General features: G+C 72.1%; 20 protein-coding genes. 9 read left to right on the top strand and 11 right to left on the bottom strand.

Annotation, left to right across the window (positions count from 1 at the left end; all coding sequences use genetic code 11):
• Positions 1 to 111: 111 nt before the first annotated feature.
• The gene (locus LN042_RS14580; protein ID WP_230051618.1) at positions 112 to 1,611 is read left to right on the top strand and encodes a hypothetical protein; all 1,500 of its coding nucleotides are present in this window, start codon (positions 112 to 114) and stop codon (positions 1,609 to 1,611) included.
• Positions 1,612 to 1,784: 173 nt separating this feature from the next.
• Here LN042_RS14580 and LN042_RS14575 read toward each other — a convergent pair whose 3' ends face one another.
• The 9 genes from LN042_RS14575 to LN042_RS14535 all read right to left on the bottom strand — a co-directional run bounded on the left by LN042_RS14575 (position 1,785) and on the right by LN042_RS14535 (position 13,016).
• Positions 1,785 to 2,672 (bottom strand): CDP-alcohol phosphatidyltransferase family protein, encoded by an 888-nt coding sequence (locus LN042_RS14575; protein ID WP_372495737.1) that lies wholly within the window; start codon positions 2,670 to 2,672, stop codon positions 1,785 to 1,787.
• Positions 2,659 to 3,351, bottom strand: a complete 693-nt coding sequence (locus LN042_RS14570) for a phosphatidylserine decarboxylase (RefSeq protein WP_230051617.1) — start codon at positions 3,349 to 3,351, stop codon at positions 2,659 to 2,661. Before LN042_RS14570 ends, LN042_RS14575 begins: the two co-directional genes overlap by 14 nt.
• A 309-nt stretch (positions 3,352 to 3,660) precedes the next feature.
• Positions 3,661 to 4,863 (bottom strand): acyl-CoA dehydrogenase family protein, encoded by a 1,203-nt coding sequence (locus tag LN042_RS14565; protein ID WP_230051616.1) that lies wholly within the window; start codon positions 4,861 to 4,863, stop codon positions 3,661 to 3,663.
• A 170-nt stretch (positions 4,864 to 5,033) separates the two neighbouring features.
• The gene (locus tag LN042_RS14560) at positions 5,034 to 5,537 is read right to left on the bottom strand and encodes a MaoC family dehydratase (RefSeq protein WP_230051615.1); all 504 of its coding nucleotides are present in this window, start codon (positions 5,535 to 5,537) and stop codon (positions 5,034 to 5,036) included.
• Positions 5,538 to 5,539: 2 nt separating this feature from the next.
• Positions 5,540 to 6,502, bottom strand: a complete 963-nt coding sequence (locus tag LN042_RS14555) for an HpcH/HpaI aldolase/citrate lyase family protein (protein WP_230051614.1) — start codon at positions 6,500 to 6,502, stop codon at positions 5,540 to 5,542.
• Complete coding sequence (locus tag LN042_RS14550) at positions 6,499 to 8,523, bottom strand: ethylmalonyl-CoA mutase (protein WP_230051613.1); 2,025 nt, start codon at positions 8,521 to 8,523, stop codon at positions 6,499 to 6,501. The genes LN042_RS14555 and LN042_RS14550 overlap by 4 nt, the downstream gene beginning before the upstream one ends.
• Positions 8,523 to 9,860 carry a crotonyl-CoA carboxylase/reductase gene (gene ccrA / locus LN042_RS14545; protein ID WP_230051612.1) on the bottom strand — a complete coding sequence of 446 codons (1,338 nt, stop codon included), beginning with the start codon at positions 9,858 to 9,860 and terminating at the stop codon, positions 8,523 to 8,525. Before ccrA ends, LN042_RS14550 begins: the two co-directional genes overlap by 1 nt.
• Positions 9,861 to 10,200: 340 nt before the next feature.
• On the bottom strand, positions 10,201 to 11,073 hold the full coding sequence (locus LN042_RS14540; RefSeq protein WP_230051611.1) for a TetR family transcriptional regulator: 873 nt from the start codon (positions 11,071 to 11,073) through the stop codon (positions 10,201 to 10,203).
• A gap of 134 nt (positions 11,074 to 11,207) precedes the next feature.
• Entirely contained in the window at positions 11,208 to 13,016 is a 1,809-nt protein-coding gene (locus tag LN042_RS14535) for a 3-hydroxyacyl-CoA dehydrogenase family protein (RefSeq protein WP_230051610.1), read from the bottom strand.
• A 683-nt stretch (positions 13,017 to 13,699) separates the two neighbouring features.
• Here LN042_RS14535 and LN042_RS14530 point away from each other — a divergent pair.
• From LN042_RS14530 to LN042_RS14500, 7 genes are all read left to right on the top strand, one after another.
• Entirely contained in the window at positions 13,700 to 15,178 is a 1,479-nt protein-coding gene (locus tag LN042_RS14530) for a type I glutamate--ammonia ligase (RefSeq protein ID WP_230051609.1), read from the top strand.
• A 25-nt stretch (positions 15,179 to 15,203) separates the two neighbouring features.
• A complete protein-coding gene (locus LN042_RS14525) occupies positions 15,204 to 16,322 on the top strand; it encodes an amidohydrolase family protein (RefSeq protein WP_230051608.1) in 1,119 nt (372 codons plus the stop codon).
• Positions 16,323 to 16,401: 79 nt separating this feature from the next.
• Positions 16,402 to 17,061 carry an amidase domain-containing protein gene (locus tag LN042_RS14520; RefSeq protein WP_230051607.1) on the top strand — a complete coding sequence of 220 codons (660 nt, stop codon included), beginning with the start codon at positions 16,402 to 16,404 and terminating at the stop codon, positions 17,059 to 17,061.
• A 163-nt stretch (positions 17,062 to 17,224) separates the two neighbouring features.
• Positions 17,225 to 18,709: a S8 family peptidase gene (locus LN042_RS14515; protein ID WP_230051606.1), complete on the top strand. Its 1,485-nt coding sequence runs from the start codon at positions 17,225 to 17,227 to the stop codon at positions 18,707 to 18,709.
• 222 nt (positions 18,710 to 18,931) lie between these two features.
• Positions 18,932 to 19,429 carry a DUF6624 domain-containing protein gene (locus LN042_RS14510; protein WP_308191810.1) on the top strand — a complete coding sequence of 166 codons (498 nt, stop codon included), beginning with the start codon at positions 18,932 to 18,934 and terminating at the stop codon, positions 19,427 to 19,429.
• 133 nt (positions 19,430 to 19,562) lie between these two features.
• The gene (locus LN042_RS14505) at positions 19,563 to 20,327 is read left to right on the top strand and encodes an HAD family hydrolase (protein ID WP_230051605.1); all 765 of its coding nucleotides are present in this window, start codon (positions 19,563 to 19,565) and stop codon (positions 20,325 to 20,327) included.
• A gap of 251 nt (positions 20,328 to 20,578) precedes the next feature.
• A complete protein-coding gene (locus LN042_RS14500) occupies positions 20,579 to 21,349 on the top strand; it encodes a class I SAM-dependent methyltransferase (RefSeq protein WP_230051604.1) in 771 nt (256 codons plus the stop codon).
• A 155-nt stretch (positions 21,350 to 21,504) separates the two neighbouring features.
• On the opposite strand, the gene lanL is transcribed toward LN042_RS14500, so the two are convergent.
• Positions 21,505 to 24,135 (bottom strand): class IV lanthionine synthetase LanL, encoded by a 2,631-nt coding sequence (lanL, locus tag LN042_RS14495; protein WP_230051603.1) that lies wholly within the window; start codon positions 24,133 to 24,135, stop codon positions 21,505 to 21,507.
• 88 nt (positions 24,136 to 24,223) lie between these two features.
• Positions 24,224 to 24,391: an SflA family class IV lanthipeptide gene (locus LN042_RS14490; RefSeq protein WP_230051602.1), complete on the bottom strand. Its 168-nt coding sequence runs from the start codon at positions 24,389 to 24,391 to the stop codon at positions 24,224 to 24,226.
• Between the two features lie 241 nt (positions 24,392 to 24,632).
• On the opposite strand from LN042_RS14490, the gene LN042_RS14485 reads away from it, so the two are divergent.
• A complete protein-coding gene (locus tag LN042_RS14485; protein WP_230051601.1) occupies positions 24,633 to 25,139 on the top strand; it encodes an SRPBCC family protein in 507 nt (168 codons plus the stop codon).
• Positions 25,140 to 25,253: the final 114 nt, after the last annotated feature.

Raw genomic sequence — 25,253 nt, 5'->3', positions numbered from 1 at the left:
CCCGGTTTGGCCGCTCTTGCCCCGAGTCACGGCCCCGCGTGACCTGATTCTGTCCGAGGCGCGCCGAACTCGATGTGACAACCGCCCCGTACACGGGGAAGACTGCATGGCGTGACGTCTCGGAATCCGCGCGACCGTGATGCCCCGCTCCCGCCGGCCACGGGCACCGGCGCGACGGTGACCCGTCTGCCCGGCGCGGCCCGTCGTGTCGACGGCGCCCAGCCGGGCCGTTCCGCCAACCGCCGACGCACCCCCAAGCCCGCCCCCGGGCGCGGCCGGGTCCCGGTGCCCGACGGCTTCCCCGGCCCCGGCGAGCTGGCGCCGCTGGCCCGCCGGATGCTGGCCGACGCGGTTCGGATCGCCCGCTGGGCCGGCGAGCTCGAGGCCGTCGACAAGCGCGGCGAACTGCTGCCCGACGACGCCCGGGCCGCTGGGCGGGCCCTCGCCATGACCGTCGGCGCCGCCGCCAAGGCCTGGGCCCAGGCCCTGATGGTCGGCCTGGTCGAACCCCGGGACGGCGGCGCCGCCCCGGGCTGGCGGCTGCACGCCTGGGAGCACGACGACGAGGCGGTGCTGCGCGGCTGGTCCGCGCTGTTCGACGCCTGGACGCTGCTCGCCCCGGTGCCGCCCGCCGCACTGCGCGGGGTCTTCGCGATGCTGGCCGGACAGGCCGTCGACCAGGCCCCGCAGCTGCTCTCCTTCCTGCACCTGGTGGACGGCCCGGTGGCCGACGGCGAGCTGATGGAGCTGCTCCGCCGCGGCCTGGACGAGCGGCGGCGCGGCGGCGGCGAGTTCGCCGCGCTCTCCCCCGTGCCGCACGCCGCCTCGGCCGTCTCCGCGGTGCGCGGCACCTGCCGGGAGCCGCAGATCGACACCCCGCCGGCCCCGTCCGACGTGGCCGCCGTGCTGGACTGGATGCTGGACGGGCTGACCGCCGTCGGCGCCGTGGTCCGCCGGGACGCCGCCGCCGAGCTCTCCCCGTTGGGCCACTGGGCGGTCCGGGCCAAGCTGGAGGAGATCTGCACCGTCGCGCAGACCGCGGCCGGGCACATCGAGCAGAGCGCCCTCGAGCTGCTGGACGCCTGCGCCAACTACTCCCCGGGCCCGGCCCGGGCCGAGTACCGCGCCTGGGTGGCCGCCCGGCCGGTGGACCGCGCGGTGGCCGAGCTGCTGGAGGTCGCCCGCGGCGAGGACGCCCTGCTGCGCGGCCTGGCGTTCGAGGCGCTGCGGGTGGCCGGCGGTACCGCCGAACAGGCGGTCCGCTCCGCTGTGGACGAGCCGGTGCTGCGGCCCTACGCGCTGCTCTGGCTGGCCGAGCAGCTGGACGAGGGCGGGGTGGTCCCCTCGGACGTGCTGAGCGCCGAGGACGCCGCCTGGCTCTGGGTGGACACCGCCGCCGCGGTGCTCGACCACGGCGAGACCGAGCTGCTGGTCGGCCACGTCGAGGGTGCCAGCGCGGGCGACCCGATGCGGCTGTTCGCCCGGGCCCGGCAGTCCGCGCACCCGCGGGCCGCCTCGGTGCTCACCGCCGTCTCCTCGGTGCACCCCGACCCGGCCGTCGCCCGGGCGGCCCGCCGCTCGGCGTTCAGCCTGCACCACGGCGGCGCCTGAGGCGTGCAGGGTGGTGAGCGCCTCGGGCACGCCCCGCGGTGGACGCCGTGGGCGCCTGGGGCACGCCCCGCCGTGAGCGCCCCTGACGGCGCCTGAGGGCCCGTCAGGCCGGAGATGCACCGAGGGCCCCGGAACGGGATCGTTCCGGGGCCCTCGGGCTTGCTACGGGCGGCTCAGCAGCCGCGGGACTCCGCCCGCCGGGCCCGCACGTCGCCGACCTTCTGGCCCACCTTGCGGCGGATCACCAACAGCGGCGCCATCGCGGCCAGCGCGATCTGGGCGAAGGCGCCGATGTGCATCAGCACGTCGCCGCCGGGCAGTCCGGCGGCCCAGGCGGCCAGGCAGCCGATCGAGACCACGATCCAGCCGAGCGTGGCGGTGGCCAGCAGACCCTGCGGCTTGGGGTACTCGACCCGGCTGACCATGAGGTAGGCCACCCCGAAGATCGCCAGCAGGCCGGGCAGGAACGGCGGGTCGAGCAGCACGATGGCGATCACCGTCAGCGCGCCCATCGGGCAGGGCATGCCCTGGAAGACCCCGGGACGCATCTTGACGGCCGAGAACCGGGCCAGCCGCAGCACCACCGCCAGCAGCACGGTCAGCGCGATGAACGCCGACAGGCCCTGGTTGGTGCCGGGCGAGACGATGCCCCAGACCGCGACGAAGTAGGCCGGCGCGATGCCGAAGCTGATCAGGTCGGCCAGGTTGTCCAGCTCGGCGCCGAGCGCGGAGGCGCGCAGCTTGCGGGCCACCAGGCCGTCGAACAGGTCGCACATCGCGCCGAGCAGCAGCAGGGTGACCGCCGTGGCCGCACCGTGCCGCATGGTGCCGCCACCGCTGCTGCTCCCGGTGATGTGCGGGATCAGCATGTTGGTGGTGACGGAGTAGATCGCGAGGAAGCCGCAGACGGCATTGCCCAGGGTCAGGAAGTCGGCCGTGGACAGGGCCTGCGGGGGACGGGGCGCGCGCAGCTCGCGGTCGCGCGCCCAGCGGCGCCGACGCAGCTCGGTCTCCTCCGGGTCGTCGAGGCCCACCAGGGTTTCGGGATCAGTCACGGTCAAGGCGTGTCACTCCCGCCGTCGTCTTCTGGCCGACCGTGACGCCCACCTCGACGCCGGCCGGCAGGTAGGTGTCGACGCGGGAGCCGAAGCGGATCAGACCGATCCGCTCGCCCTGCTCGACCTTGGTACCGGCCGGGACGTACGGCACGATGCGGCGCGCCACGGCGCCCGCGATCTGCACCATCTCGATGTCGCCGAGCTCGGTGTCGAAGTGCCAGACGACCCGCTCGTTGCGGTCGCTGTCCTTGTTGAAGGCGGGCACGAAGCCACCGGCGATGTGCTCGACGGAGGTCACCGTGCCGGGCAGCGGCGCCCGGTTGACGTGCACGTTCAGCGGGCTCATGAAGATCGCGACCCGGGTCCGGCCGTCCGGCCAGGCGTCGATGCTCTGCACCACGCCGTCGGCCGGCGAGATCACTCTGCCGGTGCCGATCTCACGCTCCGGGTCGCGGAAGAACCACAGCATGCCCGCGCTGAGCGCGCAGGCCGGTACCGCGGCCAGCGCCCACTTGCCGTTCCGCTTGGTGAGAGCGGTGGTCAGGGCGGCGGTGGCCAGGGTCGGGACGAACCAGGGGGTGGCTCCGCGCGCGATGGTCACGCGGGGTCGCCGACCGGCCGTCTCGGGAGCGAAGGGATCGCGCTCCGTGACGGAGGAGTGAGGGGACGGGCTGATGGGCATCGAAGACCTTTGTCGCGGGGGATCATGGCCGACCGAGAGGGGCCACCGCGGGGATCGGGTGAGAAGGGGACAGCTGCTGTCCCGGTGGATGCTATCGGGAGCAGGTGGTGGGTGGGCAACCCGCCTGCTCGTTCAACTGTCTCCTGCGTGCCGGAGTGCACGCGCTATGTATACGACCGTAGCGGGCCCCCGCACGGTTCCCAAGGGTCGGGCCACGGTCAGTGAGTCTTCTCTCAGCCGTGCGGAAGGGCCCCGGCGCGGTCGTCGCCGGGGCCCGGGGTCCGGCCCGGTTCGGGGCCCGGAGGTGGCCTACTCGGCCAGCTTGTACTCCTCCAGCAGGCGGCGACCCACGATCATCTTCTGGATCTCCGCCGTACCCTCACCGATCAGCAACATCGGTGCCTCCCGGTAGAGCCGCTCGATCTCGTACTCCTTGGAGAACCCGTAGCCGCCGTGGATCCGGAAGGCGTCCTCGACGACCTCCTTGCAGTACTCGGAGGCGAGGTACTTGGCCATGCCCGCCTCGAGGTCGTTGCGCTGGCCGCTGTCCTTCTTGCGGGCGGCCATCACCATCATCTGGTGCGCGGCCTCGACCTTGGTGGCCATCTCGGCCAGCTTGAACTGGATCGCCTGGTGCTCGGCGATCTTCTTGCCGAAGGTGGTGCGCTGCTGGGCGTACGAGATGCCCAGCTCGAAGGCGCGACGGGCGACACCGCAGCCGCGGGCGGCCACGTTGACCCGGCCCACCTCGACGCCGTCCATCATCTGGTAGAAGCCGCGGCCGGGGACGCCGCCGAGGATCCGGTCCGCCGGGATCCGGACGTCCTGGAGCACCAGCTCGGTGGTGTCGACGCCCTTGTAGCCCATCTTCTCGATCTTGCCGGGCACGGTCAGGCCGGGGACCGTCGGGTTCGGGCCGAAACCGGCCGTCTTCTCGATCAGGAAGGTGGTCATGTTCTTGTAAGGGGTGCTGCCGCCCTCGTCGGTCTTGCAGAGCACCGCGACCAGGGTGGAGCTGCCGCCGTTGGTCAGCCACATCTTCTGGCCGTTCAGGACGTAGCAGTCCCCGTCCTTGACGCCCTTGGTGGAGATCGCGGCGACGTCGGAGCCGAGGGCCGGCTCGGACATGGAGAAGGCGCCGCGGATCTCGCCGGCCGCCATCTTGGGCAGGAAGTAGTCCTTCTGCTCCTGGGTGCCGTGGGCGTTGATCATGTGGGCGACGATGAAGTGGGTGTTGACGATGCCGGAGACGGACATCCAGCCGCGGGCGATCTCCTCCACCACCAGGGCGTAGGTGAGCAGCGACTCGCCGAGGCCGCCGTACTCCTCGGGGATGGTGAGCCCGAACAGGCCGAGCTGCTTCATGCCCTCGACGATGGCGGTCGGGTACTCGTCCTTGTGCTCCAGCTCGGTGGCGACCGGGATGATCTCCTTGTCGACGAACTCCCGCACGGTGGCGAGGATGTCCCGCTGGATCTCGGTGAGGCCGTCGGTCTGTGCGAGGCGTCCCATCGTGCGGCTCCGTTCAGGTCTGTGGGAAGGGTGTCGCACAGCGTGCCCCGCAGGGGGCGGTGGCGGGCGACGGGCGAAGGGGTGGGGGCGCCGCGGAGCGTGACATCCGCGGCGCCCCACGACCGGAGGTACGGGCGATGACGGCGCCCGCCCCCCGGGGGTGCGGAGGGTCAGGAGAGCGGCGTCGGGCGGCCGGGCTGCTCGCCGCCCCGCGCCTCGGTGTAGGTCTCGGTCGGCACCATCACCTTGCGGCGGAAGACGCAGACGACCGTGCCGTCCTGCTTGTAGCCCTTGGTCTCGACGTAGACGATGCCCCGGTCGTCCTTGGACTTGGAGGGCCACTTGTCGAGCACCGTGGTCTCGCCGTAGATGGTGTCGCCGTGGAAGGTCGGCGCCACGTGCCGCAGCGACTCGATCTCCAGGTTGGCGATCGCCTTGCCGGAGACGTCCGGGACGGACATGCCGAGCAGCAGCGAGTAGACGTAGTTGCCCACCACCACGTTCTTGCCGAAGTCGGTGGTCCGCTCCGCGTAGTTGGTGTCCATGTGGAGCGGGTGGTGGTTCATGGTGAGCAGGCAGAAGAGGTGGTCGTCGTACTCGGTGACCGTCTTGCCGGGCCAGTGCTTGTAGACCGCGCCGACCTCGAACTCCTCGTAGGTGCGTCCGAACTGCATGATCAGGCCTCCGGTGCTTCGAACTTGGAGGTGCGCTGCATGCCGGCGGCCCGGCCCTTGCCGGAGATCACCAGCGCCATCTTCCGGCTGGCCTCGTCGATCATCTCGTCGCCGAGCATCGCCGACCCCTTGAAGCCGCCCGCCTCCGAGGTGCACCAGTCGTAGGCGTCCAGGATCAGCTCGGCGTGGTCGTAGTCCTCCTGGGAGGGCGAGTAGATCTCGTTGGCCGCGGCGACCTGGTCCGGGTGCAGCACCCACTTGCCGTCGAAGCCGAGCGCGGCCGAGCGGCCCGCCACCTCGCGGTAGCCCTCCTGGTTGCGGATCTGCAGGTAGGGGCCGTCGATCGCCTGCAGGTCGTTGGCGCGGGCCGCCATCAGGATCCGCATCAGGATGTAGTGGTAGGCGTCGGCGTGGTAGCCGGGCGGCTGCTCGCCGACCACCAGCGACTTCATGTTGATCGAGGCCATGAAGTCGGCCGGGCCGAAGATGATGGTCTCCACGCGCTGCGAGGCGGTGGCGATCGCGTCGACGTTGATCAGGCCCTTGGCGTTCTCGATCTGCGCCTCGATGCCGATCCGGCCGACCTCGAAGCCCATGGTCTTCTCGATCTGGGTGAGCAGCAGGTCCAGCGCCTTGACCTGCTCGGCGTCCTGCACCTTGGGCAGCATGATGCAGTCCAGGTTCGGGCCCGCGCCCTCCACCACGGTGATCACGTCGCGGTAGGTCCAGTGGGTGGTCCAGTCGTTGACCCGGACCACCTTGGTCTTGCCGCCCCAGTCGCCGTTGTTCAGCGCGTCGACGATGTTGAGCCGGGCGCTCTCCTTGACCGCGGGGGCGCACGCGTCCTCCAGGTCCAGGAAGACCTGGTCGGCGGGCAGGCCCTGGGCCTTCTCGAGGAAGCGCGGGTTGCTGCCCGGCACCGCCAGGCAGGAGCGGCGGGGGCGGAGGCGGTTCACATTGCTCATTGGGCGGGGGTCTCTTCCTGGTAAGGGCCGAGATGGTTGGCCGTGCGGATCTCGTCGACGATCCGGCCGATGATGGTGGTGATGCCGAAGTCCTTCGGGGTGAAGACCGCGGCGACACCGGCGGCCCGCAGGGCCTCGGCGTCCGCAGCGGGGATGATGCCACCGACGATCACTGGCACATCCTCCACCCCCGCCCGCTCCAGCCGCTGCAGTACGTCCGGAACCAGCTCGGGATGGGCGCCGGAGAGGATCGACAGCCCCACGCAGTGCACGTCCTCGGCGACGGCCGCCGAGACGATCTGCTCCGGCGTCAGCCGGATCCCCTGGTAGACCACCTCGAAGCCGGCGTCCCGGGCCCGCACCGCGATCTGCTCGGCGCCGTTGGAGTGGCCGTCCAGGCCCGGCTTGCCGACCAGCAGCCGCAGCTTGGCGGTGCCCAGCTCGGCGGCGGTCGCCGTGACCTTGGCCCGCACCCGGGCCAGTTCGCCGCCCGGCTCGGCGGCCACCGCGATCGGCGCGCCGCCGACCCCGGTGGGCGCCCGGTACTCGCCGAACACCTCGCGCAGCGCGAAGGACCACTCGCCGGTGGTCACCCCGGCCCTGGCGCAGGCCAGGGTGGCGTCCATCAGGTTGCTCCGGGTGGCGGCGACCCGCTTCAGCTCGACCAGCGCCTGCTGCGCCGCCGCCTCGTCGCGCTCCGCCCGCCACAGCTTGAGGCTGTCCAGGACGGCCTGCTCGCTGGCCGGGTCCACCACCATGATGGCGGTGTCCAGGTCGGCGGTGAGCGGGCTCTCCTCGGTGGTGTCGAAGCAGTTCACTCCGACGATCTTGTCCTCGCCCGCCTCGATCCTGGCCCGCCGCTCGGCGTGCGAGGCGACCAGTGCGGACTTCAGGTAGCCGGACTCGACCGCCGCGACCACCCCGCCCTGCTCCAGCACCTTGGCGATCTCCGCCTCCGCGCCGGCCAGCAACTCGGCGGTCTTGGCCTCGATCACCTCGGAGCCGTTGAAGATGTCGCCGTACTCCAGCAGGTCCGACTCGTAGGCCAGCACCTGCTGGATCCGCAGCGACCACTGCTGGTCCCAGGGCCGGGGCAGCCCCAGCGCCTCGTTCCAGGCCGGGAGTTGGACGGCACGGGCACGGGCGTCCTTGGAGAGGGTGACGGCCAGCATCTCCAGGACGATGCGCTGGACGTTGTTCTCCGGCTGGGCCTCGGTCAGGCCGAGCGAGTTGACCTGCACGCCGTAGCGGAACCGCCGCTGCTTGGGGTCCTCGATGCCGTAGCGCTCCCGGGTGACCTTCTCCCAGAGCTGGGCGAAGGCCCGCATCTTGCACATCTCCTCGACGAACCGGACGCCCGCGTTCACGAAGAACGAGATCCGGCCGACCACCTCGCCCATCCGCTCGGCCGGCACCTGGCCGGAGTCGCGCACCGCGTCCAGCACGGTGATCGCCGTGCACATCGCGAAGGCGATCTCCTGCACCGGGGTGGCCCCGGCCTCCTGCAGGTGGTAGCTGCAGATGTTGATCGGGTTCCACTTGGGGATGTTGGCCACGGTGTAGGCGATCATGTCGGTGATCAGCCGCACCGAGGGGCCGGGCGGGAAGACGTGCGTCCCGCGCGACAGGTACTCCTTGATGATGTCGTTCTGGGTGGTGCCGGTCAGCTTGGCGATGTCCGCGCCCTGCTCCTCGGCGACCACCTGGTAGAGCGCCAGCAGCCACATGGCGGTGGCGTTGATGGTCATCGAGGTGTTCGTCTGCTCCAGCGGGATCCCGTCGAACAGGGTCCGCATGTCGCCGATGTGGCCGACCGGCACGCCGACCCGGCCGACCTCGCCGCGGGCCAGCACGTGGTCCGAGTCGTAGCCGGTCTGGGTGGGCAGGTCGAAGGCGACCGAGAGGCCGGTCTGGCCCTTCGCCAGGTTGCGCCGGTAGAGCGCGTTGGAGTCCGCCGCCGTGGAGTGGCCGGCGTAGGTGCGCATCAGCCAGGGCCGGTCCCTCTTCTGACGGTCCGTCATCAGATGTCCCGGAAGCGATTGATGGCGGGGAGGTGCTTGGCGCGCAGCTCGTGGTCGCGCACGCCCAGGCCCTCCTGCGGGGCCAGGCAGAGCACGCCGACCTTGCCCTGGTGCTTGTTGTGGTGCACGTCCAGGGCGGCCTGGCCGGTCTGCTCCAGCGGGTAGACCTTGGAGACCGTCGGGTGGATCTTGCCCTTGGCGATCAGGCGGTTGGCCTCGTAGGCCTCGCGGTAGTTGGCGAAGTGCGAGCCGACGATCCGCTTGAGCGACATCCACAGGTAGCGGTTGTCGTACTGGTGCATGTAGCCGGAGGTGGAGGCGCAGGTGACGATGGTGCCGCCCTTGCGGGTCACGTAGACCGAGGCGCCGAAGGTCTCCCGGCCCGGGTGCTCGAAGACGATGTCCACGTCCTCGCCGCCGGTGAACTCGCGGATCTTGGCGCCCAGGCGCTTCCACTCGCGCGGGTCCTGGGTGTTCTCGTCCTTCCAGAACCTGTAGCCCTCGGCGCTGCGGTCGATGATCGCCTCGGCGCCCATGGCGCGGCAGATGTCGGCCTTCTGCGGGCTGGAGACGACGCAGATCGGGGTGGCGCCGCCGGCCAGGGCGTACTGGGTGGCGTAGGAGCCGAGGCCGCCGCTGGCGCCCCAGATCAGCACGTTGTCGCCCTGCTTCATGCCGGCGCCGTTGCGGGACACCAGCTGGCGGTAGGCGGTGGAGTTGACCAGGCCGGGGGAGGCGGCCTCCTCCCAGGTGAGGTGGGCCGGCTTGGGCAGCAGCTGGTTGGTCTTCACCAGCGCCAGCTGGGCGAGCCCGCCGAAGTTGGTCTCGAAGCCCCAGATCCGCTGCTCCGGGTCCATCATGGTGTCGTTGTGGCCGTCGGGGCTCTCCAACTCCACGGAGAGGCAGTGCGCGACCACCTCGTCGCCCGGCTTCCAGGCGTTGACCCCGGCGCCGGTGCGCAGCACCACGCCGGCCAGGTCGGAGCCGACGACGTGGTACGGGAGGTCGTGGCGCTTGGTCAGCGGGGAGAGCCGGCCGTACCGCTCCAGGAAGCCGAAGGTGGAGACCGGCTCGAAGATCGAGGACCAGACGGTGTTGTAGTTGACGGCGCTGGCCATCACGGCCACCAGGGCCTCGCCGGGGCCGAGTTCGGGCAGCGGGACGTCGTCCAGGTGGAGCGACTCGCGCGGGTCCTTGTCGCGGCTGTCCAGGCCGGCGAACATCTGCTCCTCGTCCTTGTGGAGCGTGACGGCCCGGTAGGACTCCGGGAGCTTGAGCGCGGCGAAGTCCGCGGACGTGCTGTCGGCGCTGAGGATCGCGTCGAGGATTTCCTTCATGGCTGCCTCCGAAGGCGTACCTGTGTGAGGGCGCACAGGGCGTCTGGGGGAGCCGGGAGCGGACACCGGCTACGCAGTGGTCTGTGACACGGGTGGAACGTGGGTGGATTGGCTGGTTGTCCCCGGGGTGTGGGGACGCCGGACGACGGCGCGCCGAGGTGGGGAGCCGCGGCGCCGCGACTGGTGGGTAACAAGCTACTGGCACCCTGTGCCACTCGTAAAGACACTCGGTGCCATGATTTTCCGGCTATTCCCGTTGCAGCTGCGGGTGTTCGCAAGGACGCCGGAAGGCCCGCCACGATTGCCGTGACGGGCCTTCTGACCTGCGTATTTGCTGCGACTATCGACTGAGTGCGGCCTTGATGCTGTCCAGCACGACGTCCAGCGGGGCATCGGTCCGGGCCACTGTGATGAGTACCTCACCGCCAGGGGTGGCACTCAGTGCGCTGGCAACCCCGAGCCCGCCGGGCAGCGTGCCATTCCCACTGGCACTGGGTGTCACAGCAGTGCCGCGGCGCCGCACACCACTCGGTGGGGTCGCCCAGAAGGTGCCGCGGATCACCTCGAAGGAGTGGTCGAGCTGCGCCTCCACGTCGCCGTGCCCGCCGGCCCGCAGCCAGCGCCGCAGGACGTGGTTGTGGGCCGCGACCACGGCCGCCGCGGAGACCTCGGCCAGCATCGAGTCGTCGTCACCGCCGTGCTGCCAGCCCGGCGGAATGCTGTCCGAGGCGTCGAACCGGCCCAGCAGGTAGCGGGTGAAGAGCCGCTCGTAGCGGGACACCACCGCGATCTCCCGCTCCCGCAGCGCCGGCACCTGGCGGATCAGCTGGTAGCGGGCCACCGACACCCCGGGCGTGGAGGCGTACATCCGCAGCACCTCCTTGATGCCGCGGCAGACCACGTCCAGCGGGTGCTCCTCCGGCTCGGCACTGGCCAGCAGGTCGGCCACCCGCACCAGGGTGTCGTCGTGGTCCGGGAAGATCGCCTCCTCCTTCGACCGGAAGTACCGGAAGAAGGTCCGCCGGGCCACCCCGGCCGCGGCGGCGATCTGATCGACCGTCGTCTCCTCGTAGCCCTGGGTGGCGAACAGCTCCATCGCCGCGGTGGCCAGGTCCTGCCTCATCTGCTGCCGTTGCGCCGCCGCCCGGCGGCTGCCGGGCCCGTTGTCGACGGTACGGAGGTCCTGCTCAGCGGATGACTGTTCCCGGTCCATGCCTGGAACGCTACACGCCCCCCGGGCCCGCTCCGCGCCGGTCCGGGGCAGCGGCCGGGCCCCTGCGCCGCCGGTCCAGAAGGGACGGGGGCCCTCGGGGTGGGGCGCCGGCACCCCCGCCGGGCCGCCGCCGGTCATCGGCGGGCGTGGTCGCGGAATCCGCGACCGGTCTTGCGGCCCAGGCAGCCCGCCGCCACCAGGTGCTCCAGCAGCGGCGCGGCGGCCAGCCCCGGCTCCCGGAACTCCTGGTGCAGCACCCGCTCGATGGTCAGCGAGACGTCCAGGCCGACCACGTCCAGCAGCTCGAACGGGCCCATCGGGTACCCGCAGCCGAGCTTCATCGCGGTGTCGATGTCGTCCACCGTCGCGTAGTGCTCCTCCAGCATCCGCACCGCGTCGTTCAGGTACGGGAAGAGCAGCGCGTTCACGATGAAGCCGGCCCGGTCGCCGCACTCCACCGGGTGCTTGCGGATCCCGCCGCACAGCTCCAGCACGGTCGACGTGACCTCCGGGGCGGTCAGCACCGTGGAGACCACCTCGACCAGCTTCATCGCCGGGGCCGGATTGAAGAAGTGCATCCCGATCACGTCCTGCGGCCGCGAGGTCGCGGTCGCGCAGCTGATCACCGGCAGGCTGGAGGTGGTGGTGGCCAGCACCGCGCCCGGCTTGGCGATCTTGTCGAGGGTGGCGAACAGCTCCCGCTTGACGCCCAGGTCCTCGGCCACGGCCTCCAGCACCAGGTCCGCCTGGTGCAGGTCGGCGAGGGAACCGCCGGCGGTGACCAGGCCGAGGGCGCCGTCGCGCTGCTCCGCGGTCAGCCGGCCCTTGGCCACCGAGCGGTCCAGCGACTTGGCCAGCTGCGCCTTGGCCCGGTCCGCCTTCTCCTGGCTGCGGGCGACCAGGGTGACCGGGTGGCCGGCCTTGGCGAAGACCTCGGCGATGCCGGTGGCCATGGTCCCCGAACCGCAGACGCCGACCGAGTGCACCGTGCGCCCGGCCACCCGGGCCGCCGCGCCGGTGCCCGGCTCCGCCAACACCCGGGACGAGCCGGGCGCCTCGTAGGTGTAGAAGCCCCGGCCGGTCTTGCGGCCCAGCAGGCCCGCCGAGACCAGCTGGCCGAGGATCGGTGCCGGAGCGTGCAGCCGATCCCTGGACTGCTCGTACATCGCCTCCAGCACCGTGCGGGCGGTGTCCAGGCCGATCAGGTCGAGCAGCGCCAGCGGGCCCATCGGCAGGCCGCAGCCCAGCCGCATCGCCGCGTCGATGTCCTCGCGGGTCGCGTAGCGGGACTCGAACATCGCGGCGGCCTGGTTGAGGTAGGCGAAGAGCAGCCCGTTGACCACGAAACCGGCCCGGTCACCCGCCGCCACCGGCTCCTTGCCCAGCTGGCGAGCGAACTCGGCGGCCTGATCGGCCACTTGGGGCGCGGTGAGGACGCTGCGCACCACCTCGACCAGCTTCATCGCGTGCACCGGGTTGAAGAAGTGCAGGCCGAGCACCTTCTCCGGGCGGCCGGTGGCGGCGGCGATCCGGGTCACCGAGAGCGAGGTGGTGCCGGTGGCCAGCACGGTGTCGGGCGGGCAGATCCGGTCCAGCTCGGCGAACAGCTCGCGCTTGAGCTCCAGTTGCTCGGGGACCTCCTCGATCACCAGGTCGGCCTCTGCGGCGGCGGACAGCTGCTCGCCGACGGTGATCCGGGCGAGCAGCGCGGTGCGCTCCTCGGCGGTCAGCCGCTCGCGGGCCACGGCGTGCGCGGTGGCCTCCTCGATCCGGGCCAGGGCCTTGGCGGCGGTCGCGCCGTCGGCCTCGATGCCGATCACCCGGCGCCCGGAGCGGGCCACGGCGACGGCGATTCCGGCACCCATGGTGCCCACGCCCACCACGGCGACGGTGGGGAACGGGGTGGTGCCTTCGGGGTTTGCGGGGTTGTCGGGAGCCTGCATCGTTGCTGGTCCTTTCGGGGAGGCCGAAGGGCCTGAGCACGGGGTGATCAGGGGGTCGGCGAACGCGGCCGGGACGGCGGCCGGGCGGGGCGGGCGGTTGGTGGCGCGTGAGGGACGCGCGGGGGCACCGGCGGCGCGCGGGGCGCTCGACGGTGCGCGTGCTGGGGTGCGGGGGTGCTCGGGTGCTGGTGCGCAGGGGCGCGCGAGTGCTGGTGCGCTTGGCGCGTGCGCGGTGGGCGTTGGTGCGCTTTGCGTGCGTGCGCGGTGGGCGCCCGGTGAGCATGGGGGCGCGCCAGGCGGTGCGGGTGGCGACGGCGCTCGGTGCCCGGCGCTCGGTGTTGGTACGCCGCTCGACGGCGGCCAGTCCGCTCTGGCCGGACCGCGAGGTGGCGTGACTCGGGGCGCGCGGCCCCGGTTGACGGCCGGCCCGGCGCGGTGGATCACCGGCGGACCGTGCGACGGCACCCGGTCGCGCGCGGGGCGCGACACCCGCCGGTGCGGCTCCCGAAGCCCGGCGGTGGTGCGTGCCGGTCACTGTAGCGAAGTTACTCCGAAGTAGGAAGGGGGTGGCGCCGGCCGGGCGCGATGCGGCGCCGTCGGCTGATCCGCCGTCAGTTTCCGGTTCGCCGATGCACTCGTCCGGGTAATTCCTCCGCCGGGGGGCGCGCGGGAGGATGGATCGCATGAGTACCATCGCCGCTGAGCAGGGCCCCGCCGACCCTTCGGGGCACGGTTCGGGCTCGACCGGCCTGCCGGACGGGCGGCCGGCCGGAGCGCCGATCGCGGAGCAGTTGCCGGCTGCCGACGCCCGGGCCGACCGAGCCGCCCGGGCGCGCGTCGCGGCCGCCCGGCTGGGCGCGGAGGGCGTCGAGGGGGTGATCATCAGCTGGGTGGACAACGCGGGGCTGGCCCGGGTGAAGACCGTCCCGGTGCGCCGCCTGGAGCACGCGGCGGCCTGGGGGATCGGTGCCTCCCCCTGCTTCGACGCCGTCCTGGTCGACGACAGCTTCACCACCAGTCGGCACAGCGGCGGTCCGGTCGGCGATCTGCGGCTGATCCCCGACCTCGCCCGGCTCACCAAGCTGGCCGGCCAGCCCGGCTGGGCCTGGGCCCCCGCCGACCGGTTCGACCAGGACGGCTCCGAACACCCCGGCTGCCAGCGCCGGTTCGCCCGACGCATGATCGCCGCGGCCGCCGCCCGCGGGCTGGAGCTGCGGGCCGGCATCGAGGTCGAATGGGTGGTCGCGCTGGCCGGCCCGCCCAGCGAGCCGCCGGTCTACCCGTCCCACGGCCCGGCCTACGGCTTCAACCGCCTGGTCGACCTCTCCGGCTACCTGCGGGACCTGCTGCACGCCCTGGACGAACAGGGCCTGCCCGTGCTGCAACTCCATCCCGAGTACAGCACCGGCCAGTTCGAGGTGTCGACCGCTCCGGAGGACCTGCTCGGTGCCGCCGACACCAGCGTGCTGGTCCGCCAGACCGTCCGCGCGGTCGGCGTCCGGCACGGCCTGCGCACCTCTTTCGCACCCGCGGTCGAGGCCGGCGGCGTGGGCAACGGCGGCCATCTGCACGTCTCCCTCTGGCGTGACGGCCGGAACCTCGGGTCGGGCGGTCCCGGGCCCTACGGGCTCAGCGGCGAGGCCGAGTCCTTCCTCGGCGGCGTGCTGGCCGAGTTGCCGGCGTTGCTCGCCCTCGGTGCCCCCAGCCCCGCCAGCTATCTGCGGCTGGTCCCCCAGCACTGGGCCGGGGCGTTCCAGTGCTGGGGGCGGGAGAACCGGGAGGCGGCGCTGCGCCTGATCCCCGGTCCGCCGGGAGAGGGGGCGGCCGGCGCCAACGCCGAGCTCAAGTGCTTCGACCTGTCCGCCAACCCCTACCTCCTGGTCGGCGGAGTGCTGGCCGCCGGGCTGGCCGGGATCGACGCCCGCTGCGAGCTCCCCGCCGAAGTGCCCGACGACCCGGCCAACCGGCCCGAGGGAGAGATCCCCCGGCTGCCCGGCACACTCGCCGGGTCGCTGGCCGAGTTCCGCGCCTCTGACCTGCTGCGCGACGCGATGGGGGAGCCGCTCTTCGAGGCGGTCGGCGCGGTGCGCCAGGCCGAGCTGGAGCTCTTCGCCCGCCACAGCCCCGATGAGCTCGCTGCGGCCACGCGCTGGCGGTACTGAGATGTGACGAACCGGAGGGGCCGCCGTGCTGCCACCACTCATCGACCACCACACGCACAGCGTGGTCGTGGCCGACCTCACCCCCGAGGCCTTCCGCAGCCTGCTCACCGAGTCCGACCGCCCACCGGCTGCGGACCCCTTCGACAGCGCACTGGGGCTGGCCGTGCGGCGCTGGTGCCCGCCCGCCCTGGGGCTCCCGGAGCACGCCACGGCCGACGCCTACCTGGCCCGCCGGCACGCCCTCGGCTCCGAGGAGGCCACTCGGCGGCTGCTCGGCGCCGCCGGCTTCAGCGCCCTGTTCGTCGACACCGGACTCGTCGCCGCCGCCGGGCAGCCACTGCTGGGGCTGTCCGAACTGAGTGCGGCGGCCGGCGCGCCGGTGCGCGAGGTGGTCCGGCTGGAGAGCGTCGCCGAGCGGCTCGCCGCCCGCGCGCCCGCGGCCGCCGACTGGTCCGCCGCCCTCACCGAGGCGCTCGCCGCCGAACTGGCCGGAGCCGTCGCGGTGAAGTCGGTGCTCGCCTACCGCCACGGCCTGGACGTCCCCGCCGAGCGTCCCGGCCGCGCCGAGGTGATCGAGGCCGCGGGCCGCTTCCTGGCCGACCAGCCGCTGCGGCTCACCGACCAGGTGCTGCTGCGTCACCTGCTCTGGACCGCCGTCGACCTCTGCGCCCAGCGTCGTCCGGTGCCACCGGTCCAGCTGCACACCGGCTTCGGGGACCCGGACCTGACGCTGCACCGCGCCGACCCGGCGCTGCTCACCCCGTTCGTCAGAGCCGTCGAGCCCACCGGCGTCCCCCTTGTGCTACTGCACTGCTACCCCTACCACCGGCAGGCCGGCTGCCTGGCGCAGCTCTTCCCGCACGTCTACGCCGACGTCGGTCTCACCCTCAACCACGTCGGTCCGCGCGCCACCACCGTGCTCGGCGAGCTGCTGGAGCCGGCCCCCTTCGGCAAGGTGCTCGCGTCCACCGACGGCTACGGCCTCCCCGAACTCCACCTGGCCGGCGCTGCCCAGTTCCACCACGCCGTCGCGGACCTGACCCGGCAGTGGCGCCGCGCCGGCGCCTGCACCGCGGTCGACGGCGAGCGCATCGCCCGAATGCTCGCCGAGGAGAACGCCCGGGAGCTGTACCACCTCTCGTAGCCACTGAACCGTAAGGAAGATGACTGTGCGTCGTGTGCATGGCCCTTTGCATGGCCCTCGCGCATTCGGAGTCGCCCTGGTGCTCGTCCTGGCCGGTGCCGCGACTCCGGCACCCGCGGCCACCGTTGACGCATCGGGTGACCTGCTGCGCGCCGCCGAAGTCGACTGGGCCGAGCAGCACTGGGCCGACACCGCCTGGAACGACCCCACCCCGGTCGCGTTCGGCGCCGACCAACCGAAGTACCAGTGTGCCGAGTACGTCGCCAGGGCACTCGCCGCGGCCGGCCTGGTCCCCGGGCTGCGGGCAGACGATTCGCAGGACTCCTACCTCCACTACGCGGCACCCAACGGAACCACCTACGACCTGCTGCTGATCAGCGATCTCCCGCCGTACCACACGCTCTACGACTACCTGATGGACAGCCGGCTCGGTACCGACGTGGGCGATCAGCCCGGCTCGGCCCGCCCGGGCGACGTGGTCGTCACCTATGCCGGTCCCGACGGCACCAGGAGTCACACCGGCTTGGTGGTCACCGCGCAGGACGGTAGCGCGGAGCCCACCGTCGACGCCCACAACCGGGCCCGTTGGCACTACGGATACCACTACTACGCGCCGTCGCACCTGGTGCGGATCCATCCGCTGGCGCTGTCGCACGTCTTCGACCCGGAGCCCGGGGCGCCGGACGTTCCGGCGCCGGACGTATGGGCGCCGCAGGACCCGTCCGGCCCGCAAGTCTGAGCACCCGTCCAACTCCGGCCAAACTGACCGGATTTCTCACAGGTTTACCGAACTCCCTTCAGTCCCAACCCTTGTGTGGCGCATTGCCGGGACATTACCTTTCGGCTACCCAAGCGCGGAGGCCCCGGCCGCCGCGCCGACGCAACCGGGAGGGGCAGACCCCATGGGAGTTCGTCGAATACACAAGGTGCGCGGAGCCGCCGCCGGGCTGGCCCTGGCCACCGCGGTCTCGCTCGCCCTGCCCGCCGGAGTCGCCTCGGCGGCCACGCCGGCGCCGGCGGGCAAGACCGGGCCGCTGCTGAGCTACCTGGTCAACACCAGGGCCAACCACGGCCAGGTGCAGAAGGCCGAGCGGGAGATCACCGCGGCCGGCGGCACCGTGGTCCACGCCTCCGAGCAGATCGGTGTGGTCATCGCCCGCTCGAACAACACCGCCTTCGCGGCGACGCTCCGCGGCCTGGGCGGCATTGACTCGGTCGGCGCCACCCGCACCGCCGGCATTCCGCAGGGAGATGTGGAGACCGCCGAGGTCGCCGCTCCGCCGGCCGCCGCGCCCGCCGATGGCAGCGAGCCGCTGGAGGCCGAGCAGTGGGACCTGCGCGAGATCGGCGCCGACAAGGCGCACCAGGTCACCCTCGGCAGCCGCGGCGTGGTGGTGGGGGTGCTGGACTCCGGGATCGACGCCACCCATGAGGACCTGGCCGCCAACGTGGACCCGTCGCTCTCCGCCTCCTGTGCCAATGGCGGTGCACCGGACACCAGTTGGCAGTCCTGGCAGCCCACCACCAGTCCGCACGGCACCCGTGTCGCGGGCACCATCGCGGCGGCCAAGAACGGCAAGGGCATCGTCGGCATCGCGCCCGATGTGCGGCTGGCGGCGGTGAAGGTGGTGGACGACGGCGGCTTCATCTACCCGGAGTACGCGGTCTGCGGCTTCGTCTGGGCGGCCGGGCACCACTTCCAGGTGACCAACAGCAGCTACTTCATCGACCCGTGGCTGTACAACTGCCAGGGCGACCCGGACCAGGCCGCCATCGTCACGGCGGTGCGGCGCGCCGTCGAGTACTCCCAGGACAACGGCGTGCTGAACGTCGCGGCGGCCGGCAACTACAACACCGACCTGGCCCACAAGACCACGGACACCATGAGCCCCGACGACACCACCCCGGTGACCAGGCCCGTCGACGACAGCTGCCTCGAGCTCCCGGCCGAACTCCCGGGCGTGATCGCGGTGTCGGCGGTCGGCGCCCAGGGCGTGAAATCCTACTACTCCAGCTATGGCGCGGGTGTGGTGACGGTGGCGGCACCGGGCGGCGACGCGCAGTACCAGATCCCCGACACCCCGGACCGCAACGGGCGGGTGCTCTCCACCCTGCCAGGCAACAAGTACGGCTACATGCAGGGCACTTCCATGGCCACTCCGCATGTCACCGGTGTGGTCGCGCTGCTCGCCGGCGCCCATCCCGGTGCGAGCCCGGAGGAACTGACCGCGCTGCTCACCGCCGAGGCCCACCCGATCGCCTGCCCCAGCGGCCCGTTCAACCCCGGCGGCACCGGCGCCTGGGCGGCCGGCTGTGAGGGATCGCCACTGGACAACGGTTTCTACGGGCACGGGCTCGTGGACGCCGACGCCGCGGTGCGGCTGTAGGCACGGCAGTTGCCGGCGGCGCTGCTGGTGCTGTTGCCGCTGCGGTTGCTGTTGCTGTTGCGGGGAAAGTCGGCGGGGCCGACTTCCCCGCTCTGCGTTTCGGCGTAGATCCATTATCCCGATGAAATCCGGCCGTTGTCACCATCCTTCGGAACGATTCTCAATCTCGCTGATGGCCTTAAATTTGCGTGGTCATACTCCCCCTATCCCTTGGAGTCATCAGTGAATGACACTCTGGCAGCCGAACTCACCGCCATGGCCGCCGCCGATCACCAGGGCGCCGTTAAGGCGAACAGTGAGGACCCGGTCGCCCAACTCGCCTGGCGCCGCCTCACCACCCGGCATGCCGACCGCCTCGCCGAGATCATGGACGAGCACGGATGGCCCACGGCGGCTCTCGTCGGAGAGGACGGCGCCCGGGCCGCCTGGCTGATCGCTCAGCACGCGGATCGCCAACTCGACGTCCAGCGACGGGCCTTGGCGCTGATGGACGCTGCCGTCACCGAGGGGGCCGCCAGCCCGCGGGACCTCGCCTTCCTGCGTGACCGCACCCTGGTCAACGAGGGCCGCCCGCAGATCTACGGCACCCAGATCGCCGGGATCCGCGACGGCGCCCCCGTCCCGTTCCCGTGCGAGGAGCCGGAGCTGATGGACGCCCGCCGTGCCGAGGTCGGTATCCCGCCCTTCGCGGAGTACGTGGCGCAGTTCGCGGTGGCGTGACCTGCGTCGGGGAATGCGGTGCGCCCCTCGGGGTCGATGAGGCGTCGGCATGCCCCAGGCCCAGCCGGCCCACGCCCCATCACCGACACCACCAGCCGAACCCAACTGAAAGGCGGAGGCTAGAGTTGCTCGCATGCCCTCCTCTCGTGCCGAGTCGTCGATACCCGTGACGCCTGTTGGGCCCGCGACGGCTCAGACCTCTCCGCTCCCGCCGATCGCCGCCATCTCCTTCGACGCGGACGACACCCTGTGGGACTTCGGCGCCTCGTTCGCCGTGGCGATCGCGGCGACGGCCGGGCGGCTCCGGGCGGAGGGCCTGTGCCGTCCCGGTGGGCCGGTGACGGGGGAGTGGCTGGCCGAGCTCTGGACGGTGGCCTCGGCCGCCGCCGAGCCCGGAGCCACGCTGGAGGCCATCCGCAAGGCTTCGTTCACGATGGCCCTGGAGGAGTGCGGACAACCTGCGCGGCCGGAGCGGGTCGCCGAGATGTTCACCACCTACAACGAGACCCGCTGGGCCGCCATGAAGCCGTTCCCGGAAGTGGTCGCCGTGCTCGGGGCGTTGGCCGAGCACTACCCGCTGGCGGTCACCACCAACGGCAACACCGACCCGGCCAAGGTGGGGCTGGACCACTTCAGCTGCGTCACCTCCGCGAACGAGAGCGGCTACCAGAAGCCCGACCCTCGGATGTTCCACCGCACCGCCGAGCGCCTCGGCGTCGACCCGGCCCACGTGCTGCACGTCGGCGACCACTTGGCCCACGACGCACTGGCCGCCCGGGCAGCCGGCCTCCAGGCCTGCTGGCTCAACCGCCTCGGCCCCGGCGCCGAGTCCCGCGCTGCCGCGGCGGCCGGTATCCGGGAGATCGCCGACCTGACAGCGTTGCTGCAACTTCGCTAGCTCCCGCGGCTTCACGGTCGGCGATGCGTCAGGCGGGCTTGACGGCGATCCGCCCGTTGCCGGTTCGCAGGTCTATCAGGAGAACTGCCCTGACGGGTCATCGGGAGCGCCGCACGCAACCACTGCCACGATGGCAATGACCCCCGTCTGTGAGGTGTACCCAGCTACACCACGGACCTGGTGCCACTCCCAAGCGAAGCCCGCGAACCACTGGCCCGTCCCCGACGCGACCGGCTAGGGTCCGGTTCTCGATGAATGAGAACAGTGAGAGCGCCCAGAGGGACCGCGAGGGCGTCGAGAACGCCGACACCTGGGACAGCATCGCCGACTGGTACGTCGAGCTGCTGCGGTCCGGCTCCGCGCTGAACGACTTCGATCGCGTCATCCTGCTCGAGCAACTCCCCGCCGACCTGACGGGACAGCAGGTGCTGGACGTGGGATGCGGGGAGGGCCTCATCACCCGGGCGGTCGCCACCCGTGGGGCCACCGCGCTGGGCATCGACCCCTCGCCCCGCATGATCGAGCACGCCCGGTCCGGTGGAGGCGCGGAACCCGGCAGCGTGGCCTACGCCGTGGACGACGCCTGCCTACTCGCAACCGTGGCGTCCGACTCGATGGACTGGGTCACCGCAGGCCTCGCTCTCAACAACGTGCCCGACCTCGATGCCGCACTGGCCGCCGTCCGGCGGGTGCTGCGCCCGGCCGGCCGCCTGACCTTCACCGTTCCGCACCCCTGTTTCGAGGCACCGCACGCCAGTTGGACGCAGGCCGCCGACGGCACCACGCGCCGAGTGGTCGGGGACTACCTCGCCGAGGGCTTCTGGCGCAGCGCCAACCGGTCGGCCGTTCGCCGCGCCGGCAACCACCACCGCACGCTCACCGGCTACTTGAGGGCGCTGCTGCGGCACGGCTTCGTGCTGGAGCACGCCGACGAGCCGCGTCCGAGCGCGGCGGTTGCCGCCCAGCAGCCCGAACGCGCCGGGCTGCCGCCGTTCTTGGTGCTGCTGGCCCGCTGCGGCTGAGCCGCTCACGAGGATGGCACCGCTGCCCGGGACAGCCACATGGTCCACTTCACCGCAGCGGTGCGCTACCGCTCCGCCGCCGGTGGCCGCATGCGCCGGCCCAGGCGATCGCGACGAAGCGACCCCCTTCGCCGGCGCTCACCCAAGGGGCCGCCTCAATCGAGCATGCCGAGCCGTGGTCCGCCCCGGCGGTGGAGCCGACGGAAGAAGGAGAGCACGCCCGGGGTGCCGAGCGCCCAAGCTGCTGACTCCTCGTCAAGTCCGCTACCGGGAAAGCGCGGCTGTTCAACCGGGCCGACGCTGCGTGTGAGGATGAGTGCGGCGATGTCCTCGGCCGCCTGCCAGTGCCGTTCCTCCCCGGTGGTCACGGCCAGGTCGACGAGCAACTCGCCGACTCCGGCCAGACCGCAGCACTGCACGGTGAGACCCAGGTACGGCGCGAGCGCGCGGCAGGCGTCGGCGGCCTCGACGGCCAGCTCGACGAGCTGCTCGTCCTCCCGGCGCCGACCCGCTTGGACGAGGACGGCGCCGATGCCGGCCAGGCCGCGGCACCAGGAGCCGTAGCGCCGGGTGGCGCCGGGGCGGGCGGCCTCGGAGACGATGCGCGGGAGTTCGGCGGCGAGGTCGTCAACGATCCGCCCGGCCACGGATCGTGCGGCGGGAATGCCGATGAGGAAGTGTGCTGTCCCGGCCCGACCGTGTGCGAAGCCCTCGGCCAGCGCCGCCGTGCCGGGGTTGGGCTCCTCGGGCAGCCGACCGGGTGGTTGGGCGAGCAGATCGCGCGCGCACTCGGCGGCGAGTGCCTGGTGGTACCGGGCGTCGGCGTGGCGGCCTGCCGTCTGGGCCTGGCGGGCCAGGAGCAAGTGGCCGGTGCCGACACCGGCGAGGCCGGAGATCTGATCCGTGCGGCGGCTGTCGACCGGGCCGCCGGCGATGGAGGGTGCTGCGACGGTCGGCTCCGTCGACCCGGCCCGCCCGGCGGACAGTTCCACGCCGGGTAGACCGGCGGCCTGGGCAAGGAAGAGATCCACGCCGGTTCGGCCGTCGTACAGGCCGAGCGAGAGCCGGTCGAGGGCCGGATGAGCGGCGGTCCAGCGCGCCAAGTCGGCGGCGGCTGCCCGGGCGTCGGGGCGGTCGGCATGCTGGAGCAGTTCCAGGCCGAGGCCGGCGCTGCCGTCGTAGAGGGAGAGCAGGGTGTGCTGCCGGCCGACGCGCCGCGGCGTGGCGACCAGTTCGCGGGCCATCCGCACGCAGGTGGTCACCGTGTGGTCGACGACCGCGGCGAGCAGGCGGCCGTCAACGGTGGGCGGACGCGGGCGGCCGGCCACCGGCCGCGCGGTCCCGCCGTTCCGCAGGGCGTTCGTGGCCGCCGCGCCGTTCCGCAGGGCGTTCGTGGCCGCCGCGCCGTTCCGCAGGGTGTTCGCGGCCGCCGTGCGTGCATCGGCGTCGAGGCTCAGCAGACCGGCCACCAGCGCCACGAGCGGGTGCTCGGGATCGGTGAGGACGGCCGCGAGGCAGGCCAGGGTGCGGTCCCGGTTCGTGGTCGGGTCGGAGTCGAGCACCACCGGGTCCAGCCCGGTCAGCGCGTAGTGCAGGGTGGTTCCCAATGCGTAGTAATCATCGGCGCATCGAACAGGACCGTGAACCGGAAGTCCGTACCCAGGGGTGGACCCCTGCGGCCGTTCGCCGTCCAGGGCGCTGACTCCGAAGTCCACCAGATAGCACGGACCGGTGGCGTCGAGCACGATGTTGGCGGGCTTGAGGTCGCACACCACGACTCCGCGCGCGTGCACCGCGTCCAGCGCCCGCAGCAGTTCGCGGGCCAGCGCCCACCCGTCGCGTTCCGCGCCCGCGACCGCCTGGTACGGCCCCCGCGCGAGGACGTCCCGGCGCAGGTCGCGAGGTCCGCAGTCGCCGCTGACCAGGTACTCGTCGTCGCCGTGGCTGAAGTAGTCGACCAGCTGCGGCACTTCGGGCAGACCGGTGAGCTGGCCGAGTACCCGTCGCTCATGCCGAAGCCGGCCCCGGGCGTCGAGTCCGGTGGTGTCCTCGGCGACGAACGCCCGCGCCTGCTTGATCACCACTGCCCGTCTGGTCGCGGCCTCGACTGCCCGGTACACATTGCCGCGCGGTGACCGGCTGATGCCGGCGGTGATCCGGTAGCGGCCGTCAGCAAGGCTCGCGCCCGCCCGGGACGGTGCGACGAGCGCGCCGAACGGGTCGACCACCCAGGGCGGTTGGCGGTAGCGCGGTTCGGCGGCCCCGGGGAACTCATCACCGTCCGGCCCGATGATGACGGGCTCGGGGTTCCCGTCGGCGACGTGGAACGGGCCGTACCGGTAGTAGACCGGGGCGTCCGGCCGCAACCGCCGGTCGCTCACCACGCGCGGCCCGACCCGACCGGCGAGCACGGCGGCCAGCGCCAGCCCGACGGTGACCAGGGCATCGGGGTGCGGGTAGACGGTGACGGCCTTGCCGATGACGGCGGAGCCGTGCGTGCCGCTGTTCATCGAGCGCAACAGGTCCGCGCCTGCGACGACCTTGGCGTCGCAGGTGTGCCGCAGCAGTACCGGGAGCACCAGGTCGACCAGGTCCGCGAGTTGCTCGGGCCGGGCCGAGACGTGCAGCTTCCAGCCGTGTGCCAGCACCGGCATGGCCGGGTCCTGCAGGTACAGCCAATCGTCGTCGACGAACAGGCGTCGCGCGGGGATCGTCGCCGACATCCGGTTGGCGATCCGGGCGTGCAAGGCCTCGGCACTGCCGGGTGCGGGTGCTGCTGGGGTCACGTGCGGACGACCTCCCGTACTCGGGTTCCCGGAAGCGCGGGCGACGGTCCCGTGACCGCCGCCCGCGCTTGTCACGTCCTGGACCGGATCAGTCGTCGGCCCCACGCGGGGAGTGCGACGGCACCCAGGTGGGGTACGGCCGGGGAAGGCAGGCGGCCGGGGCCAGTTCGGCGTCGAGCTCGTCCTCGAAGGCGATCAGGTCATCGTCGATGTCAAGCGGGCCGGCGTCGCGGATCTCCAAGGCTTGGGTGGTCATGAGTAGGTCCTCCCATTCATACTGGCTGATGATGCCATGCAGAGCATCAATGTTAGCTCGCACCGTTTCCAGCTCATAGAGGAGCGACGGGCCAACTTCGGCCTTGACGGGGACTTCTCAGGTGAGCGGGGTCATGAGGAAGGACATGACGTGATCCGTGTGCGGATCCGTCACCGACCGTGCCTTGCCGCGCGCAAAGTTAGCCTGAGCAGCAAAACGGACGCTTCTCAGGAGACCTCACATGTCGATCGCCCACCCCGACGACAGCCTCGACCAGATCGACCCGAAGCCCTACCGGTTCAGCCGAGTTGCCTGGGTCAACGCGACGCCCGCCACCGCCTACGAGCTGATCAGCAACGTCGGGAACGTCAGCAAGTGGAGCCCGAACGTCGCCGACGCGGTCTACGACGAGGGGGCCGGCCCGCGGCCGGGCGACTGGTTCACGGGCCACAACCAGGCCGGCGACGCCCGCTGGACCAGCCGTTCCCAGGTGAACCGGGCCGAGCCGGGCGTCGCCTTCAGCTATGTGGTCGCCGGTGTCGACAACGGCATCGTGCAGTGGGAGTGGACCTTCCAGCCGTCCGGCAGCGGCTGCGAGGTCCGCCAGACCTGGCAACTCCTGCGCACCGACCCGGTACTGGGCAGCACCCGCGCCGACGTGGACAACATCCGCGACCTCATGACCGCCGGCGTCGAGGCCACCCTGGTGTCGCTGGCCCGCTGGATCGCCGAGAATCCGGCCGGCTGACCTGCCGCGGGGCCGCGCTCGCTGCCGAGTGCGGCCCCGCAGCACCGTTCGCACGCTCGGTCCGGCCGGCTACGTCGTACTGCTGGGCGCCTCCTCGTTCTTCCACGCGTGGGG

Origin of the sequence: Kitasatospora humi (assembly GCF_020907985.1) — a bacterium.
Lineage (GTDB): Bacteria > Actinomycetota > Actinomycetes > Streptomycetales > Streptomycetaceae > Kitasatospora > Kitasatospora humi.
Note: the sequence above shows the minus strand (reverse complement) of the source record. Positions and strands in the feature narration are given on the sequence as shown.

What these genes read in the sequence shown, in the direction of transcription:
- LN042_RS14570 (WP_230051617.1), bottom strand. Translation starts at nt 3,351, where the DNA reads ATGCCCATCAGCCCGTCCCCTCACTCCTCCGTCACGGAGCGCGATCCC.
- LN042_RS14565 (WP_230051616.1), bottom strand. Translation starts at nt 4,863, where the DNA reads ATGGGACGCCTCGCACAGACCGACGGCCTCACCGAGATCCAGCGGGAC.
- LN042_RS14560 (WP_230051615.1), bottom strand. Translation starts at nt 5,537, where the DNA reads ATGCAGTTCGGACGCACCTACGAGGAGTTCGAGGTCGGCGCGGTCTAC.
- LN042_RS14555 (WP_230051614.1), bottom strand. Translation starts at nt 6,502, where the DNA reads ATGAGCAATGTGAACCGCCTCCGCCCCCGCCGCTCCTGCCTGGCGGTG.
- LN042_RS14550 (WP_230051613.1), bottom strand. Translation starts at nt 8,523, where the DNA reads ATGACGGACCGTCAGAAGAGGGACCGGCCCTGGCTGATGCGCACCTAC.
- ccrA (WP_230051612.1), bottom strand. Translation starts at nt 9,860, where the DNA reads ATGAAGGAAATCCTCGACGCGATCCTCAGCGCCGACAGCACGTCCGCG.
- LN042_RS14540 (WP_230051611.1), bottom strand. Translation starts at nt 11,073, where the DNA reads ATGGACCGGGAACAGTCATCCGCTGAGCAGGACCTCCGTACCGTCGAC.
- LN042_RS14535 (WP_230051610.1), bottom strand. Translation starts at nt 13,016, where the DNA reads ATGCAGGCTCCCGACAACCCCGCAAACCCCGAAGGCACCACCCCGTTC.
- LN042_RS14530 (WP_230051609.1), top strand. Translation starts at nt 13,700, where the DNA reads ATGAGTACCATCGCCGCTGAGCAGGGCCCCGCCGACCCTTCGGGGCAC.
- LN042_RS14515 (WP_230051606.1), top strand. Translation starts at nt 17,225, where the DNA reads ATGGGAGTTCGTCGAATACACAAGGTGCGCGGAGCCGCCGCCGGGCTG.
- LN042_RS14505 (WP_230051605.1), top strand. Translation starts at nt 19,563, where the DNA reads ATGCCCTCCTCTCGTGCCGAGTCGTCGATACCCGTGACGCCTGTTGGG.
- LN042_RS14500 (WP_230051604.1), top strand. Translation starts at nt 20,579, where the DNA reads ATGAATGAGAACAGTGAGAGCGCCCAGAGGGACCGCGAGGGCGTCGAG.
- LN042_RS14490 (WP_230051602.1), bottom strand. Translation starts at nt 24,391, where the DNA reads ATGACCACCCAAGCCTTGGAGATCCGCGACGCCGGCCCGCTTGACATC.
- LN042_RS14485 (WP_230051601.1), top strand. Translation starts at nt 24,633, where the DNA reads ATGTCGATCGCCCACCCCGACGACAGCCTCGACCAGATCGACCCGAAG.